The following is a 16,764-nucleotide window of genomic DNA, read 5'->3' as shown; positions in this document are numbered from 1 at the left end:
GACTACAACTCCGATGAATTTTTCCCAATTCTTCATTTCACGGCCGATTTTCGCCGCGGTGCTTTCGCTGCTGATTTTGATCGCCGGCGCAATTTCGCTGTTCCAACTGCCGATCAGCGAATACCCGGAAGTGGTTCCGCCAACTGTGGTGGTACGCGCTAACTTCCCAGGGGCCAACCCCAAAGTCATCGGTGAAACCGTGGCGGCGCCGCTGGAGCAGGCCATCACCGGCGTTGAGAACATGCTGTATATGTCATCGCAGTCGACCGCCGACGGCAAGCTGACCCTGACCATCACCTTTGCCTTGGGCACCGACCTGGACAACGCTCAGGTGCAGGTACAAAACCGTGTAACACGGACCCAGCCGAAACTGCCTGAGGAAGTGAGTCGCATCGGTATCACTGTGGACAAGGCCTCCCCGAACCTGACCATGGTGGTGCACTTGACCTCGCCGGACAAACGCTACGACATGCTCTACCTGTCCAACTACGCGATTCTCAACATCAAGGATGAGCTGGCCCGCCTTAGCGGTGTGGGTGATGTGCAGTTGTTTGGCATGGGCGACTACTCCCTGCGCGTCTGGCTGGATCCGAACAAGATCGCGTCGCGCGACCTGACCGCTACCGATGTGGTGACCGCAATTCGCGAGCAGAACCGTCAAGTGGCCGCTGGTGCCTTGGGCACGCAACCAGCCCCGAATGCGACCGCCTTCCAGTTGTCGGTGAACACCCAGGGCCGACTGGTCACTGAAGAAGAGTTTGAGAAGGTCATCATTCGTTCCGGCGATAACGGCGAAATCACACGACTGAAGGATATCGCGCGGGTGGAACTGGGATCCAACCAATACGCCCTGCGGTCTTTGCTCAATAACAATCCGGCGGTAGGATTGCCAATCTTCCAGCGTCCTGGCTCCAATGCGATCCAGATATCACACGACGTTCGTGAAAAAATGGCTGAGCTGAAGAAAAGCTTCCCGCAAGGTATGGATTTCGCCATCGCCTATGACCCGACCGTCTTCGTGCGTGGCTCTATCGAGGCGGTGGTACACACTCTGTTCGAAGCCTTGATTCTAGTCGTCCTTGTGGTGATCCTTTTCCTGCAAACCTGGCGAGCCTCAATCATTCCGCTGGTGGCCGTGCCAGTTTCGTTGATTGGTACGTTTGCGGTCATGCACATGTTCGGTTTCTCGCTTAACGCGCTGTCATTGTTCGGTTTGGTACTCGCTATCGGTATCGTGGTGGACGACGCCATCGTGGTAGTGGAGAACGTTGAACGCAACATTGAGCTGGGTCTAGAGCCCCTCCCAGCCACTCAAAAAGCCATGAGCGAAGTCACTGGCCCGATCATTGCCACGGCACTGGTGTTGTGTGCGGTGTTCATCCCAGCGGCCTTTATAAGCGGCTTGACCGGGCAGTTTTACAAACAGTTCGCCCTGACCATTGCGATTTCCACGGTGATTTCGGCGTTCAACTCCCTGACCTTGTCCCCTGCTCTGGCCGCCGTGTTGCTGCGTAGCCATAACGCGCCGAAGGATCGCGTCTCAAAAGCGCTCGACAAACTGTTCGGTGGCTGGTTATTCCGTCCGTTCAATCGCTTCTTTGAGAAAGCCAGCCACGGTTATGTTGGCACCGTAAGCCGAGTGATTCGCGGCAGTGGCATTGCACTGTTCCTGTATGCAGGACTGATGGTCCTGACCTGGTTCGGCTTCGCCCATACCCCAACCGGCTTCGTACCCGCCCAGGACAAACAATACCTGGTCGCCTTCGCGCAACTGCCGGACGCCGCGAGCCTGGACCGGACCGAAGACGTGATCAAACGCATGTCCGACATCGCCCTGAAACAGCCGGGAGTGGAAAGCACCGCGGCGCTCCCGGGCCTGTCGATCAACGGTTTCACCAACAGCACGAACAACGGCGTGATATTTGTCACCTTGAAGCCGTTCGACGAGCGTAAAGACCCAAGCATGTCCGCGGGTGCGATTGCCGGTGCGCTGAACGGCAAATTCGGCGAAATCCAGGAAGCCTACATGGCGATCTTCCCGCCGCCGCCGGTACAGGGCCTGGGCACCATTGGCGGGTTCCGCCTGCAGATCGAAGACCGGGGCAACCTGGGCTACGACGAGCTGTACAAAGAAACCATGAACATCATCAACAAAAGCCACGGCGTGCCCGAACTGGCTGGGCTGTTCACCAGCTACACGGTGAACGTGCCCCAGGTCGATGCGGCTATCGACCGCGAAAAAGCCAAGACCCACGGAGTGGCCGTCAGCGACATCTTCGACACTCTGCAGATCTACCTGGGTTCGCTGTATGCCAACGACTTCAACCGCTTCGGTCGCACCTATCAGGTCAACGTCCAGGCTGAGCAACAGTTCCGCCTTGAACCGGAGCAGATCGGCCAGCTCAAAGTGCGCAACAACAAAGGCGAAATGATCCCGCTGGCGACCTTTATCAAGGTCAACGACACCTCAGGCCCGGACCGCGTGATGCACTACAATGGCTTTATCACCGCAGAGATCAACGGTGCAGCGGCCCCAGGCTACAGCTCCGGCCAGGCCGAAAAAGCCATCGAGAAGCTGCTCAAGGAGGAACTGCCCAACGGCATGACCTACGAGTGGACCGACCTGACCTACCAGCAGATTCTCTCGGGCAATACCGCGCTGTTCGTGTTCCCGCTCTGCGTATTGCTGGCGTTCCTGGTGCTCGCCGCCCAGTACGAAAGCTGGAGCTTGCCACTGGCGGTGATCCTGATCGTGCCGATGACTTTGCTCTCGGCCATTGCCGGGGTGATCATGTCGGGGGGTGACAACAACATCTTCACCCAGATCGGCTTAATCGTACTGGTGGGCCTGGCGTGTAAGAACGCGATTCTGATCGTCGAGTTTGCCAAGGACAAACAAGAGGAAGGCTTAGACCCTCAGGCTGCGGTGCTGGAAGCCTGCCGCTTGCGTCTGCGGCCGATCCTGATGACCTCGTTCGCCTTCATCATGGGAGTGGTGCCCTTGGTGCTCTCCAGCGGTGCTGGTGCAGAAATGCGCCACGCCATGGGTGTTGCGGTGTTCTCCGGGATGCTGGGGGTGACCTTTTTCGGTCTGCTGCTGACCCCGGTGTTCTACGTCCTGATCCGCAACTATGTGGAACGCGGTGAGGCTCGCAAAGCCGCCCGCGCCCCGAAACTGGAGGCGCAGCAATGAGCTTGAGAGTCTTCCTGCCGAGCCTGTTGCCGTGGCGCTGAGCGCCTGCGCCGTGGGCCCGGACTACAAGACCCAGAACCGGGAAGCGGCCCATATCACGGCCGCCACCGATGGCGCCGCCGGGCAAAAGAATTTTGACCGGGCACACTTTGAAGGCATCTGGTGGCAGCAATTCGAGGAACCGATCCTCAACCAACTGGTGACCCAGTCGTTGCAGGGCAACCGCGAACTGCGGGTCGCCTTTGCCCGGCTGCGGGCGGCCCGGGCGATTCGCGATGACGCCAGCAATGACGCCATGCCAACCATCACCAGCAGTGACCAGGCCAAGGGCCAGATCCCTGGGCATACCACACGGCGCGTGAAAAGTGACTGTGGACTTCCTGGTGCTGCTCGACGCCCAGCGCGAACGCCTGGCGGCTGAAGACTCCCAGGCGCAGGCCGAAGTCGACCTGTACCGCGGCATCGTTGCCATGTGATATTCCATAGTTGGTAGCTTCAGGTGCGGATGCTTCGAGAGAGTGAGAGATCCCTTCATGTATCGTCCGCTATCGCGCGAGACAGGTGAAATCATGGAGGTGTTGATGAGGTTGCGGCTGGGGGGCAGCCCTATCTATTCCCAAGCCGCTTTCGGCTCCATGATTTGGGATGATTGTCAAGGATGCCAGTCGCCTGTACACGCGTGCACAGATGACTGGCCGACTTGCATTAACTGGCGTCGCTGTTGGCGCTGCCTTCCGAAGGTATTTCACTCTTCAGGGCGCGACGTACCGTATTGTCTTCGGTCATTTCGAACCACATACCATTCAGTACGGCGAACGCTGCCGCCAGAGGCAGACCGAGTAACCAAGCGAAGTACCACATGTGAAAACCTCTGTATTTAACAAGTGATCAGTAAGCGTGGCCCTTGCCACCTTCAATAGCCTTGGCGTCGACCTTGCCCCATAACACGCGGTACACCCAAGTGGTATAGGCCACGATGAGCGGCAGGAAAATCGCCGTGCTGACCAGCATGATAAACAGGGTCATGTGGCTGGATGAGGAGTCCCATACGGTCAGGCTGAAGCGAGGATCGACCGAAGACGGCAGGATGAAGGGAAACATCGACATGCCCACCGAGGTGATGATGCCGGCGATACCCAGGCTGCTGGCGAGCATCGCCAGATTGTCGCGGCGGGCACGCAGCAACAGACAGGCCAGCAGCGTGCCGGCGAAACCAAGAGCCGGTGCCAGTAATGTCCAGGGCTTGCTGTCGTAGTTGGTGAACCAAGCGTGCTGGCTGACAGCGGCGGTCTTGAACAGGGGGTTGGAAGGGCCGGTCGTGTTGATCACTGAGGTGATGCTGTAGCCTTCGATCCAATGCCAAAGCGCTACTCCGGCCAATGCATATAGAACGATGGTGGTCAGCATGGCGATACTGCCGATGGTGCGCGCTCGGTCAGCCAACACGCCGTCGGTCTTGATGCGCAGCCAGGCCGCACCATGGGCGACTAGCATACTCACCGAAACCAGGCCGCAGAGCACTGCGAAGGGATTGAGCAGCTCGAAGAAGCTGCCGTCGTAGTAGATGTACATTTCGGGTGTCAGGCGAAACGGTACGCCTTGTATAACGTTACCCACCGCTACACCGCAGATCAGGGCGGGCACGAAGCCTCCAACGAACAGCGCCCAGTCCCAACTGTTGCGCCAAGCCTTCGACTCGAGCTTGCTGCGGTACTTGAACGCCACCGGTCGAATGATCAGTGCCACCAGAATGATGAACATGGCCAGGTAGAAGCCGGAAAACGATACGGCGTAGAGCTGCGGCCAGGCGGCGAAAATGGCACCTCCACCGAGAACCAGCCATACCTGATTGCCTTCCCATGTAGGGCCGACGGCGTTGATCACCACGCGTCGCTCCAGATCGGTTTTTGCTATGAATGGCAGCAGGGTACCGGTGCCCAAATCGAACCCGCCCATCACTGCAAAGCCGATCAACAGGACGCCCAACAATACCCACCAGATGAGTCGCAGGGTGTCGTAGTTCAATAGTTCATGCAGGATCATGGAAGTACTCCGCAGACGAGTGGAGAGGTTGGTGAGTTGCGACTGAAGCCAGCGTTGGCTGCATGACCTCAGGCTGCTCTGCCTCGTCTTCTGGGCCGTGCTTGATGGCCTTGAGCATTAGCTTCATCTCGATGACCAGCAGCACGGTGTAGATCGCCACGAAGCCGGCGATGGTCAGCAGCAGCGTTTTTACACCGAGACTGGACACCGCCAGTGCGGTTGGCAGTACGCCTTCGATGACCCACGGTTGGCGACCGTATTCGGCAACCAGCCAGCCACACTCGATGGCGACCCATGGCAGCGGGATGGCGTATACCGCAACCTTCAGCAGCCAGCGGTGCTTATCCACGCGATGGCGTGTGGACAGCCAGAAGAATACGGCGGTGAGCACGATGAAAAACATGCCCAGGGCGACCATTATGCGGAACGTCCAGAACAACGGGGCCACCTGTGGCACGGTGTCCCACGCGGCTTTTCTGATCTGCTCGTCGGTCGCCTGACGCGGGTCATCGACATAGCGCTTGAGTAGTAGGGCGTAGCCCAGATCGACTCCAGTACTCTCGAACATCGCTTTGAGCACTGGCGAGATGCTGATTGTGGAACCCTCGGCACGGATCTGCTCCAGTGCATCGTAAGCCAGGATGCCGCGCCGAATGCGTTCCTCGGCGCTGATTACCAGGTCGATGATACCAGGCATCTCCGTTGTCAGTGAGCGGGTGCCGATCAAGCCCATGACGATGGGGATGTGCAGCGCATAGTGGGTCTCGCGCGCCTCTTGGTCGGGGAAGCCGAAGGCGGTAAAGGAGGCCGGTGCCGGCTGGGTTTCCCACATGGCCTCGATGGCTGCCAGCTTCATCTGCTGGTGTTCTCCAGACAGGTAACCGCTCTCGTCACCGAGCACCACTACCGACAGCGAGCCGGCCAGTCCGAAGGAAGCGGCAACCGCCATAGAGCGTTTGGCCAGGTCGACATGCCGCCCCTTGAGCAGGTACCACGCGGAGATGCCCATTACGAAGATCGCACCACAGACATACCCGGCCGACACAGTGTGTACGAATTTGGCCTGAGCTACAGGATTCATGAGTACGGCGAAGAAGTCGTTGACCTCCATGCGCATGGTCTGTGGGTTGAACTCGGAACCCACCGGGTTTTGCATCCAGCCGTTGGCGATCAGGATCCACAGCGCCGAGAAGTTGGTACCCAGCGCCATTAGCCAGGTAACGGCCAAGTGCTTTACCTGTGTGAGCTTGTCCCAGCCGAAGAAGAACAGGCCGACGAAGGTTGCTTCCAGAAAGAATGCCATCAACCCTTCTATGGCCAGCGGCGCACCAAAGATATCGCCGACGTAGTGGCTGTAGTAGCTCCAGTTCATGCCGAACTGGAACTCCATGACGATGCCGGTGGCCACACCCATGACGAAGTTGATACCGAACAGGGTGCCCCAGAACTTGGTCATCTGCCGCCAGATGACCCGCCCGCTCATTACATAGATGGTCTCCATGATGGCCAGCAGAATGGACAGCCCCAACGTCAAGGGTACGAATAGAAAATGATAGAGCGCAGTGAGCGCGAATTGCAGTCGCGACAGGCTGACTATGTCTAAGTCCATGGCTGTTTCCTTTGGTGTAGTGAATTCGTCGAGGGCATGTCAGTCGTCGCGCAAGCTGCGCAACAGCTCGTCATAATCCCGGCTACCACGTTGGTGATCGGCAGTAATGCGACCGTGCTCAATCTGTATGAGACGCTCGGCCAGCCGGGCTTCGCGGCGCAGGTGAGTGGCCAGCAACCAGGTGTGTTCGCGGCCGTATTCGTCCAGGCGATTCAGCACGTCGTTGGCGGTCAGCGCATCAAGGCCGTCGGTCGGCTCGTCCAGTAGCCATACCGAGGCTTTGCGCAATAACAAGCGTGCCAGGGCCAGGCGCCGGGCCTGGCCACCAGACAGGCCGATGCCGCCCTCACCCAGTAGTGTGTCCAGACCGTGCGGCCAATCGGCGATGCTATTGGCCAGGCCCGCAATTTCGAGGGCTTGCCAGAGTTGTTCGTCGCTTGCGGTGGCGTTGGCCAGGCGTAGGTTGTCACGCAAGCTGTCCTGAAACAGCTCGGTGCGCTGAGTCAGCCAGCCGTGCGTGGCAATCTGAAAACTGCCGCAGCGTGACGACAGCTCGCCAGTCAGCAGTGCTAACAATGATGACTTACCGGCGCCGCTTGCCCCGATCAGGGCGATGCGTTCACCGTGCTGCGACTGCATGTCGATTCCGTGCAAGCAGTCGTTGCTGCTGCCTTCATAGCGGGCGCTAATGTTGTCCAGGATGAACGCATTCGAGCCCTTTTCCGTGACTGACGGCAGTTTTCTCCAATCATCACGGTTACTCAGTTGCGGGCCAAGGCGGCTTGCCGCCAGCGTGGTGCGGCCCAGCTCCAATGCACCGCGTCGCAAGGCGGCCAGTGGCTCGCTCATGCCGAGGGTGACGAGAATAGCGAGCACAGCTACCGGCAAAGCGATCACCTGATTGACTACCAGCCAGCCGCAAACCAGTAGAGTGGTCGCCTGTAGCAAATGACTAAGCAGTCCAAACCCCAGCACTGCGCGGGTATCGATACGGTGCAGTTGATCATCGTAAGTAGCCAGTCGTGCATCGATGCGCTCTATATGTTGGCACTGGGCACCCAAGCGGTTGGCCAGCAGCAATTCGCTCTGCCCGGCTACCAAGTCAGCAGTGCCACTGCGCAATGACTCGACGGCGTGCGCGCGCAGGCGTGCCGGGCGCAGCGCTGCTGTACAGGTGCGCTGCAGAATCAGTAGGCTGGTCAGGGCCATGGCCAGTAAAACGGCGATGCCTAGCTCCACCTTTATCATCGCGAGGGTGATGACGGCAGCGAGCGTTGCTACCGATGCCGCGCCGAGGGGAATCAGTAGGCGTAGGTAAAGCGAATCGAGAGCGTCGATATCGCCGGTCAGGCGATACAACAAGCTGGAGGGGCGCAGGGCGAGCTTGCGCGCTGCTTGCGGTGCCGCCCAGCCACGGAAAAGGCGTACACGCAGATCGGCCAGTACCGCTAGGGTGGCGTCATGACTGACCAGGCGTTCGCCGAAGCGGGCGAAAGTGCGTAGCAAGGTAAACAGACGAATACCGGACGACGGCATGAACACATCGAAGGCAAAGGCAGTGACAGCACTTAGGCCAGCGATCGCTGTGGCGCTGATGAACCAGCCAGACAGCCCGAGCAGAGCCATGCCGGCCAGTACTGTCAGGCAGGCCAGCACTGCACCGCTCAGTAGCAAGCTACGGTGTTTCGTGTAGAACAATCTCACTAGCGGTTGCAGACTGCGCAGTGAGGAGGACAGACGAGGACTTAACATGGCTGCAGCTGCTCTTCAGTTCGCCGAGGGTTCTGGTGCGGCAGACAGAGCTCATCGAGGCTCATCTGCCTGTCGAGTGCTGCCGCCAGCGCCGGATCGTGGGTGGCAACGAGCAGCGTGCGACCGCGCCCCAGTTCGAGCAGTGCCTGAGTGATTTCGCGAGCCGTCTGACGGTCGAGATGGGCGGTGGGTTCATCCGCCAGAATCAGCTGGATCGAGGGGTCGGCAGCGATGCGTGCCAGAGCCAAGCGCAACGCTTCGCCTCCGGACAGGCCTACGCCGCCCTCACCAAGCATCTGCCGGGGGTGTGCCTGGTCTACCGCGTGCAGGCGAGCTAGCGTTAGAGCCTGTTGCACTGCAGCGTTGTCCACAGTAGGCCGGCCCAGCGAGATATTGGCTTGCACGGTGCCGGCGAATACATGTTGCCGCTGGCCGATCCAGCCGATTTCTCCGGGCTTGAGTGTGGTGCTCAGGTTGCCAGCGCTGACCGGCAGCAAACCGGCGATGGTTGCCAGTAGGGTGGATTTGCCGCAACCGCTGGTGCCAGTAACAGCCAGGTGCTCACCTGATTGCAGGATGAGCGACAGGCCCCTGAAGACCGGCTGCTGGTTGCCTGCGTGTTGTACGGCCAGCTCACTGAGGCTCAGCAGGGCGCTGCCTGGCGGCGCTGTTCTGCGCTCAGGCAATGAGACGCCGCGCTCAGTGAGGCGGACCATCGCGTCGATGGCCGAGGTGCCCGCAGCGCGGTCATGCCAGACCGCAGATAGCTCGCGCAGCGGCTCGAAGAAGGTCGGTGCCAGGAGCAGAATGAAAAGCCCTTCGCCAAGGCTCAAGCGAGCGCCCCATGCCCCGAAGTTCAAATAGCCAAGCAGGTGGAAACCCACATAAACCGCAACCAGTGCCACCCCGAGCGCTGAAAACAGCTCCAGTACGGCTGATGATAGAAAGGCGATACGCAGCACGCGCATGGTGCGTTTGCGCAACGATTGGGTCGAGTTTTGCAGGCGCTCGGCGGTATGTTCGACGGCGTCCAGGGCGCGCAGAGTTGTGAGGCCGCGCAGGCGGTCAAGGAGAAACCCGTTCATGGCCCCTGCCTCCACCCACTGCTTCTCGGCTGCAGCCTTGGCTTGCCAGCCGACCAGTGCCATGAACATCGGAATCAGCGGGGCTGCGAACAACAGCACCAGTGCGGCCATCCATGAGAACCAGGTGGTAACAGCGGCAATCAGCAGTGGCAGGATCATCACGCGTTGCTGCACGGGCAGGTAGCGCAGCAGATACGGCAGCAGTGCTTCTGCCTGCTCGGCCAGCACGCTGGCTGCCTCGCCAGAGCTGGCGCGCTGGGTATCCTGTGGTGAGCGGGTTGCCAGGCTGATGAGTGCATCGTGGCGCAGTGAGGAAATGTGGGCCCGCGCGCTGCGGTAGAGAACTCGCCCGCCCCAGGCTTCGACCAGGCTACGTATCACGCCGACCAACAGCACAGTTAACGCAGCCGGCCAGACTGCGGCCATACCACGATTTTCCAGCAGGCTTTGAACCGCCCAGGCGATAGCTGCTGCCTGAGCAAGCCAGAACAATGCCGCGAAGGTTTGCAGAATGGCTCCGAAGCGCGGTGCTTGGTGACCTAACATGGCTTTCTCGCTCTTGCTGCTACACATAGATTCGGCGAGTAAACACGAAGGTCCCGATAGATGACCGGATAAAACGAGCACTGACAATTCATTTCATATCTCATAGCAAGGCACGGCTGGCGTTTATCTAGAACGTTCGATGTATCTTCGGTTATCGAAAAACCAATAATCGGAAGCACTTTTTCTGGCTGCTTTCTATGGGGTGTTTTATTAACAGCTATTCTATTTTTTTTCGTTATTGCAGCTCAAGTGCGACGCAATGACGCACGTAGTGACTCTATAGACGCTACGTTGCCGTTCCAGTGCGCGTAGCCACTCGCGTTCCCTATTGTTCAGCTTGACAATAGAATGGTGTGGCTGATCGTCGCGGTTACGTATAATGGTTGTTATTGCTAGTTTATAAGCTAAAAGATGATTTTTATTGATGTGGGTCAATGGCATTTTTTGTGAAAATTGCGTTGCAGTTCACGGCGCACGTGAAAGTTGATGATTGCCGAGGTGGAGTGAGTTCACTATGCAAGAAAAATACGCGGGTCTGGCACGGCGCAAGGTTGGTCAGTGCTTTTATCTGGCGCCGACATATGACCTGAACTACAGCCGTGCTTAATGGGAGCACTATCGGAAGTTGTTATTGCGCTGCTGTCCGACGCTTCTTGAACTTGACGTGGTTGCTGGCAAGGAATTGATCCCGCAGTTGGTTGCCTGGGTTCAACAGTCGGTCCACGCCACGACTGGACATTTCCGATCAGTCTGTGCCGATAGTTGCTGCAGTCCCTTTACGCCGAGACAGTGACCGAGAACCAGTTGCGAGCAATGCTCGCCTGGGCCGCCACGCACTGGGCCGCCACCGATGCAAACCGGGTACAAGGGATCGTATTGGTCTGTTCCAGTTGCCCCTTCATGCTTTTACAGTGGAAGGGTGGCGCACCGGAGAACTCAGCAACGATCCCTCTTCAAGTACCTGAAAATCGGGATTTCGCCTGGTCACCAATCATGCAGTCCGGCCTTGTTGGTCTGCGCCGTTGGCTGGATATACCTGTGTGAGGGCTGCGGCAATTTGTCCGGTCGGCAGACTGCTGCACGGTGAGGAAAACGCAACGCTTTGTAAGAACGATACGCAAGATCGAGAGCGTAAAAGCGCAAATTCGCACCAAGATCAATGAATCGATCCGGGGGATCAAGCGCCAGTTTGGCTATGAAGAAATCCGCTTTCGGGACGTGGTCAGCGACGCGTTTTGCAGTGATCGATGGCCTGATAAATCGAAGCGGATTGATCTGGTTTTCACGTGCGTCGGTTTGAAGTGCTGACCGTTCTATAGACCAATATACCCAGCTATTTCAGATTATCCCTAACGCCTTCCATAGGTATGTGCATCAGGCGTTGCTCAAGTAACTCAAGCGATTGCCGTTGGATTACTTCCTGTTGTCGTATGTCCGCTACGATCTCAAGCTCACGTTTGTTGTGCGCCCATAACGGTGTAAGTACGCGCCAGGTGCTGGATTTAACGGTTCCCAGATGACGTTGATCTGGCGTGTAAAAGCCCAGTGAGAGTCGGGATGCCGGTTCCGACGAACGATTGTTGATAAGCCGAATTTTCATGTCCAATTTTACAACGAGAGGCAACCCGCTGCGTGAGGCATCTTCAAAGGTTTGAAAATTATATACTTCACCAAAGCGCTTTTTGAGAATTAACGTAACGCCGGCCAAGCTCAAGTCGGGGTCTGAAGTTTCGACGTATGCTTGGCGTATGGCTTGTGTGTACAGGTGTGCCGCCCAGCCTTTTTTGAAATGATCATGGTAGGTGGTCAATTCTCTGATCATTTCGGTTGCAGAGTCAGACATGACGAGGGCAATAGGACCGGACGGCAATTCACTAGGGGCCGAAGCTGTGTTGTAAGTGTCTTCATAAGATTGTGTTCTTGCGCAGCCTGCAACTATTAAAAGTAGCGCGGCAGTTAACATTGGCTTGAGTAGGATCGATATGTTTTTTGAGTTAAAGTTTAAGCGGGTGTGTGTGCGGAGCATTATTGGCCTCATCTTGGGTGGGCGGTTGATATCTGCATTGAATGAAATGTTTGCCTGTATACGGAGCGGTAATTTTTATTGGTTGAAGGTATAGGTGTGAGTAGGGCGGTCAGCCACATGGCGTGGTGGTCTATGCTGAGTGGGGCCATTACGCTACGGTGGTTGACGTATCTCCGAAAGGCAGCCTGGAACACCTAGGAACTAATAGCTTCAGAAGGATTTGCAGCGCACGGGAGGAAAAATGACGCTGCATGGAGGTCGCGTCACGCCAATTGAATGCAATGATCCAATTCCAAGGCTGTTGAGTTTTTTTGAGTGTACACCCAGCACAGTTGGGCGATACCTGTTGTATGTTCTTTAAGAGAAGCAGGATTTCGAGGGGCAAGCTCTCATCCATTTGTGCATCGAACTCAATGATATTGTGTGCAGACGTTGGCAGGGTGAAGCCACCTGAAGTTGCGTTGAACGCTAGGGTGTTTTTTATACTGTTCGACATGAAGCCAACCTCGAGTCTTGGCTGTAGGGAAGTCGTTAGATTTTCGCGCGTTGCGAAACGGTCTAGCAGCCCGAGTCAGCATCTGGGTAAGGCCTGTTCAGCACCTTCGTCAGGGGGCGGCATGCCTGGTGATTGGTCGGTCAACGTGACTTGTTGAGAAAGGGTAAATTAATCCTTGCTGCTGTGAATGACAAAACATTGACGATTTCAGTCAAAGTGATCAAGATTGCTAGCGTGCCAATGGGCGTTTTTTGGAGTGTCTATGAATGCAGATTAAGTCGATACAATTTTTTGTTTATTCTGGAATTAGTCTTCTTGACCTAGCAGGGCCGTTGGAGGTTTTCGTTGCAGCCAATTATTTGGCACGTTCTACACATCCGCCCTACTCGGCGTCGATAATTGCTCTACAGGATACTCCGGAGGTGTTTTCTGGATTTTCAATGAATGCTGAAATTTTAGATGCTCAAACACCACCTGCGCATACTCTGATTGTGCCGGGCGGCCCAGGGATACTGGAATTTTGCAAAGATTCAAGATTTTTCTCCCACTTTGTTGAGCATGCTAACACTGCCCAGCGTTTAGTCTCGGTGTGTACGGGCATTTTTGCGCTTGCGGCGGCCGGTAAGCTGGAGGGCCGTAACGTCACGACACATTGGTCAGCCTATGATGAATTGGAAAGTGCTTTTCCCTCCGTGCTGGTTAAACGAGGACCTATATTTATCAATGATGGTGATATATGGACGTCGGCAGGTGTGACCTCAGGGATTGACATGGCGCTTGCCATCGTCGAAAAAGATTTGGGGCACGCGGCGGCACTCGAAGTGGCGCGTCACTTGGTGGTCTTCTTGAAGCGCCCAGGGGGGCAGGAGCAGTTTAGTTCCTCCTTGGCACTGCAATCCAAGAGCAGTCATTTCTCAGATCTTCATGCATGGTTAAATAATAATATAAGTGGCGATCTTTCGGTGTCTGTACTGGCAAACTTCATGAACATGGGTGAGAGAACCTTTGCCCGACGTTATACTGAAAGCACAGGGTGCACACCCAGCAAGATGGTCGAGTTGCTGCGGTTGGACGCGGTTCGCGATTTGCTCGTTACTTCAAATAGCCCGTTAAAATCGATAGCCAAAAGCTGCGGGTTTGGCAACGAGTCAACGCTCATTCGACGGTTTGTCAAGCATGTCGGCGTCACCCCGGCGGAGTATCGTGCTCGCTTTAATTCGTATCAATAAAATTGAATTTAAGATAGTGTTGATCTGACATACTGCATTCAATGGCGTTACGCTGATTACAGCGACTCAAGAAACTTCAGTAGGGCTTCACGGTGCTTCTGGCCCATGGTGATAACGGCATCGCGCGCCTGGCTGGCTTCGCCGCCATGCCACAGAATGGCCTCGAGCACGCTGCGTGCACGTCCATCATGCAGCAGTTGTGTGTGACCGCTCACGGTTGCGGTCAGGCGCAAGCCCCACAGCGGTGTGGTACGCCATTGGCGACCATCGGCCCGGAATTCACTGCGGTGGTCGGCCAGCCCTTCGCCCAGGTCGTGGAGCAGTAGATCGGTATAGGGGAAGATACGTTGCTCGGACAGTTCAGGTGCCGGGTGTTCACCGGTAACGTATGACGGACGGTGGCACGCAGCGCAACCTACGGAATGGAATATTCCCTTGCCTGCGAGTATCTGGGGCTCATCCACGCCGCGCCTGGCGGGTACGCCCAGGGTACGCGTGTAGAACAGCACTTGCGCGCGAATCTTGTCGGTGACTTCCGGAGTACCGCCCTGTAACGCTTTGCGACAGGCTATCTGATGTTCGGTGCAGTCGTCTGATGGTAGCAGGTGGGTTGTCAGGCCCATGTCGCCTGCGAAAGCGTGTGCGTTCTGTTGGTCCAGGTTGGGTTGGCCCGCTTTCCAGCCAAATCGACCGATCGTGGTGCGCTGATGCAAGTCGTCCCAGACCTGGTTCAACTGCCCCCGCACAGGGCCACCCGTTTGCGCCTGCCGCACGGCATTATGTTCAATGTCGATCTCGCGGATAGCTTCCAGCAAGCCTAGGCCGATCATTGGCGGCGCTACTCGCAGCGACATCTGTGTCTGCGGGTGCAGTGGACCGTAACCAAGTTCGCGAATATCGATCAGCGGCTTGCGCAAGGTGATCCGTTCACCGTCCGCCAGGGTGATTGAATGTGGCTGATAACGCAGGTGGATGCGGCCTTCCGGGGCATGGCCATCGATTGCCCTGTCCTGCAGTTGCAGCCCGTAGGTGGGCTCGGGGATGGCGCCGAGGCGCTCGATTTGTTCGATCTGCCCGGTTGCCGGAATCGACAGGCGCACCAGCGACGACCGTGCGGGTTGGTTGCTGCCTTCGACGGGAGGAAAGCCTCGGCCATCCTTGATATGGCAGCTTTGGCAGGCGTCGGTGTTGAATAGCGGGCCCAGTCCGACACGGGCATTCTGATGTGCACCCTCTCGGGCAACGTGCCAGTTGTCCCGGAAGAATGCATTGCCAACGAAAAAATCCATGCGCCTTAGCGGCGTCAGGTTTGCTGAGGGCATGGAAAAGGCATCTTTGTCGAATCGTTGCACAGTGGTGCTGCCGCCTTGCATTTGCTCGCCCGGTTCTGGCTTGGCATCAGGGTCACCACAACCGGCGAGCAAGCCGAATAGCGTGAGAGCGAGGAGGGGAGATATGGGGGCTCGTAGCCAGTGCGGTGTGGCGGTATTCAACAGATGCAAGCAGATTGCTTTCACAGCTTTCCTCTCGAATGCCCAGCGGCTTTGCGGGTCTCAGAGAGTCTATTGGCAGTACGTAGCAAACCGCAGGCGCGACGGCGTGACGCAGGTCGTCGGTGGGCGTATTATTTCAGCGAGCGTATTCGGTGCCGGGCAGATGCATGCGACGGGGTGTCGCAGCGGCTGGAGCATGTGATCGCCGGCTGTTATGGCACTTTCTTCATGCTTTTGGATTCCTCTCACGAAAAAACATCCGCCGATACTCAGAAGGCGATGTGCCCAGATGAACGCTGAATTGTTGTCTCAAAGAGAGGGCCGTTCCAAAACCTGCTTCGCTCGCGATGCATTCGATCGGTAAGTCAGTCGTTTCCAGCAACTGCTGTGCCATTACCACTCGCTCAGCATTCAACCAGGCGGACACGGTACTCCCGGTTGCTTGCTTGAAACGGCGGGTAAACGTCCGCCTGCTCATCCTGGCGGCCTCTGCGAGTGAATCAAGCGACAAATTGCTGGAAAGATTGCCTCTCGCCCAGGTCAGTACATCCGACAAATGGGTCGCGCACGCCAACTTCGGCACAGGCCGCTCCACAAACTGTGCCTGTCCACCCTGTCTGTGAGGGGGGGTCACCAGTAATTTAGCTGTGCGGTTCGCAGCATCAGCACCGTGCCGCTGACGTATCAGATGCAGGCAACAGTCTATGGCCGCTATGGTGCCTGCAGAGGTCATGATGTTGTCAGCACTCACATACAGCACTTCGGGCCTGAAGCGAGCCTTTGGAAAGCGTTGTGCAAAGGCGTCACGGGCGATCCAATGAGTCGTCGCCTCTTTATCATCAAGCAGGCCGGCATCGCCGAGCACGAACGCACCTAAACACAAACCTACAATAAGTTTGCCTTCGGTGTTGGCGAGTTGGAGCGCTTTCACAAGCTGTGGGGATGCAGCAATGGCAGGATCGCTCCACGCTGGGATAACGATTACGTCAGAGGCGTGCATGAGTTCAAGCCCATGGGTTATTGCGATACCAAGCTCTTGGTCACTGGTCACCATCCCGGGTACTTCGGCACAGTAGCCGACTTCATAATGAGGCTCGTCGGGGGAAGTTTCGACTGTGCCTAGCACCATCCCTGGCACAGACAGGTGAAACAGGCTTACGCCATTGAACGCCAGGACAGCAACGCGTAGGGAGGGCATGGGCAAGCCTTTGTTTGTGGGATGTTGGCCCGATTATATCGAATTATGTCATTTAGGCCACTGTTGCCTCTTCGAGTATCCGGCAACAATAGGT

Annotated in this window: 10 protein-coding genes and 2 pseudogenes; 4 read left to right on the top strand and 8 right to left on the bottom strand. The window is 57.0% G+C overall.

All coding sequences use genetic code 11. From position 1 onward, the window contains the following. The first annotated feature begins 13 nt into the window (after nucleotides 1-13). From EJA05_RS17530 to EJA05_RS28835, 3 genes and pseudogenes are all read left to right on the top strand, one after another. On the top strand, nucleotides 14-3,193 hold the full coding sequence (locus tag EJA05_RS17530) for an efflux RND transporter permease subunit (protein ID WP_125859205.1): 3,180 nt from the start codon (nucleotides 14-16) through the stop codon (nucleotides 3,191-3,193). Then, nucleotides 3,190-3,563 (top strand): annotated as a pseudogene (locus EJA05_RS17525) (TolC family protein); the annotation flags it as partial. The gene EJA05_RS17530 and the pseudogene EJA05_RS17525, both read left to right, overlap by 4 nt. Continuing rightward, a pseudogene (locus EJA05_RS28835) lies at nucleotides 3,562-3,669 on the top strand (hypothetical protein); the annotation flags it as partial. The pseudogenes EJA05_RS17525 and EJA05_RS28835, both read left to right, overlap by 2 nt. A gap of 229 nt (nucleotides 3,670-3,898) precedes the next feature. Here EJA05_RS28835 and cydX read toward each other — a convergent pair. From cydX to EJA05_RS17495, 6 genes are all read right to left on the bottom strand, one after another. Further along, nucleotides 3,899-4,054 (bottom strand): cytochrome bd-I oxidase subunit CydX, encoded by a 156-nt coding sequence (gene cydX / locus EJA05_RS28830; protein WP_125859204.1) that lies wholly within the window; start codon nucleotides 4,052-4,054, stop codon nucleotides 3,899-3,901. A gap of 27 nt (nucleotides 4,055-4,081) precedes the next feature. Beyond that, nucleotides 4,082-5,236 carry a cytochrome d ubiquinol oxidase subunit II gene (gene cydB / locus EJA05_RS17515; protein WP_125859203.1) on the bottom strand — a complete coding sequence of 385 codons (1,155 nt, stop codon included), beginning with the start codon at nucleotides 5,234-5,236 and terminating at the stop codon, nucleotides 4,082-4,084. Further along, nucleotides 5,223-6,845: a cytochrome ubiquinol oxidase subunit I gene (locus tag EJA05_RS17510; RefSeq protein WP_125859202.1), complete on the bottom strand. Its 1,623-nt coding sequence runs from the start codon at nucleotides 6,843-6,845 to the stop codon at nucleotides 5,223-5,225. The genes cydB and EJA05_RS17510 overlap by 14 nt, the downstream gene beginning before the upstream one ends. Nucleotides 6,846-6,884: 39 nt before the next feature. Continuing rightward, a complete protein-coding gene (locus tag EJA05_RS17505) occupies nucleotides 6,885-8,501 on the bottom strand; it encodes an amino acid ABC transporter ATP-binding/permease protein (protein ID WP_223811851.1) in 1,617 nt (538 codons plus the stop codon). A gap of 89 nt (nucleotides 8,502-8,590) precedes the next feature. Continuing rightward, on the bottom strand, nucleotides 8,591-10,228 hold the full coding sequence (gene cydD / locus EJA05_RS17500; RefSeq protein ID WP_223811850.1) for a thiol reductant ABC exporter subunit CydD: 1,638 nt from the start codon (nucleotides 10,226-10,228) through the stop codon (nucleotides 8,591-8,593). A 1,333-nt stretch (nucleotides 10,229-11,561) separates the two neighbouring features. After that, on the bottom strand, nucleotides 11,562-12,254 hold the full coding sequence (locus tag EJA05_RS17495) for a hypothetical protein (RefSeq protein ID WP_125859199.1): 693 nt from the start codon (nucleotides 12,252-12,254) through the stop codon (nucleotides 11,562-11,564). Between the two features lie 762 nt (nucleotides 12,255-13,016). Here EJA05_RS17495 and EJA05_RS17490 point away from each other — a divergent pair. Next, complete coding sequence (locus EJA05_RS17490; protein WP_125859198.1) at nucleotides 13,017-13,979, top strand: GlxA family transcriptional regulator; 963 nt, start codon at nucleotides 13,017-13,019, stop codon at nucleotides 13,977-13,979. A 56-nt stretch (nucleotides 13,980-14,035) separates the two neighbouring features. Here EJA05_RS17490 and EJA05_RS17485 read toward each other — a convergent pair whose 3' ends face one another. Both EJA05_RS17485 and EJA05_RS17480 read right to left on the bottom strand, forming a co-directional pair. Beyond that, entirely contained in the window at nucleotides 14,036-15,487 is a 1,452-nt protein-coding gene (locus tag EJA05_RS17485) for a di-heme oxidoreductase family protein (RefSeq protein WP_407692103.1), read from the bottom strand. Between the two features lie 211 nt (nucleotides 15,488-15,698). Next, complete coding sequence (locus EJA05_RS17480; RefSeq protein ID WP_125859197.1) at nucleotides 15,699-16,670, bottom strand: GlxA family transcriptional regulator; 972 nt, start codon at nucleotides 16,668-16,670, stop codon at nucleotides 15,699-15,701. Nucleotides 16,671-16,764: the final 94 nt, after the last annotated feature.

The organism is Pseudomonas oryziphila, from assembly GCF_003940825.1.
Lineage (GTDB): Bacteria > Pseudomonadota > Gammaproteobacteria > Pseudomonadales > Pseudomonadaceae > Aquipseudomonas > Aquipseudomonas sichuanensis.
Note: the sequence above shows the minus strand (reverse complement) of the source record. Positions and strands in the feature narration are given on the sequence as shown.

Coding starts and splice junctions, on each gene's coding strand:
- EJA05_RS17530 (WP_125859205.1), top strand. CDS start 14: ATGAATTTTTCCCAATTCTTCATTTCACGGCCGATTTTCGCCGCGGTG.
- cydX (WP_125859204.1), bottom strand. CDS start 4,054: ATGTGGTACTTCGCTTGGTTACTCGGTCTGCCTCTGGCGGCAGCGTTC.
- cydB (WP_125859203.1), bottom strand. CDS start 5,236: ATGATCCTGCATGAACTATTGAACTACGACACCCTGCGACTCATCTGG.
- EJA05_RS17510 (WP_125859202.1), bottom strand. CDS start 6,845: ATGGACTTAGACATAGTCAGCCTGTCGCGACTGCAATTCGCGCTCACT.
- cydD (WP_223811850.1), bottom strand. CDS start 10,228: ATGTTAGGTCACCAAGCACCGCGCTTCGGAGCCATTCTGCAAACCTTC.
- EJA05_RS17495 (WP_125859199.1), bottom strand. CDS start 12,254: ATGCTCCGCACACACACCCGCTTAAACTTTAACTCAAAAAACATATCG.
- EJA05_RS17490 (WP_125859198.1), top strand. CDS start 13,017: ATGCAGATTAAGTCGATACAATTTTTTGTTTATTCTGGAATTAGTCTT.
- EJA05_RS17480 (WP_125859197.1), bottom strand. CDS start 16,670: ATGCCCTCCCTACGCGTTGCTGTCCTGGCGTTCAATGGCGTAAGCCTG.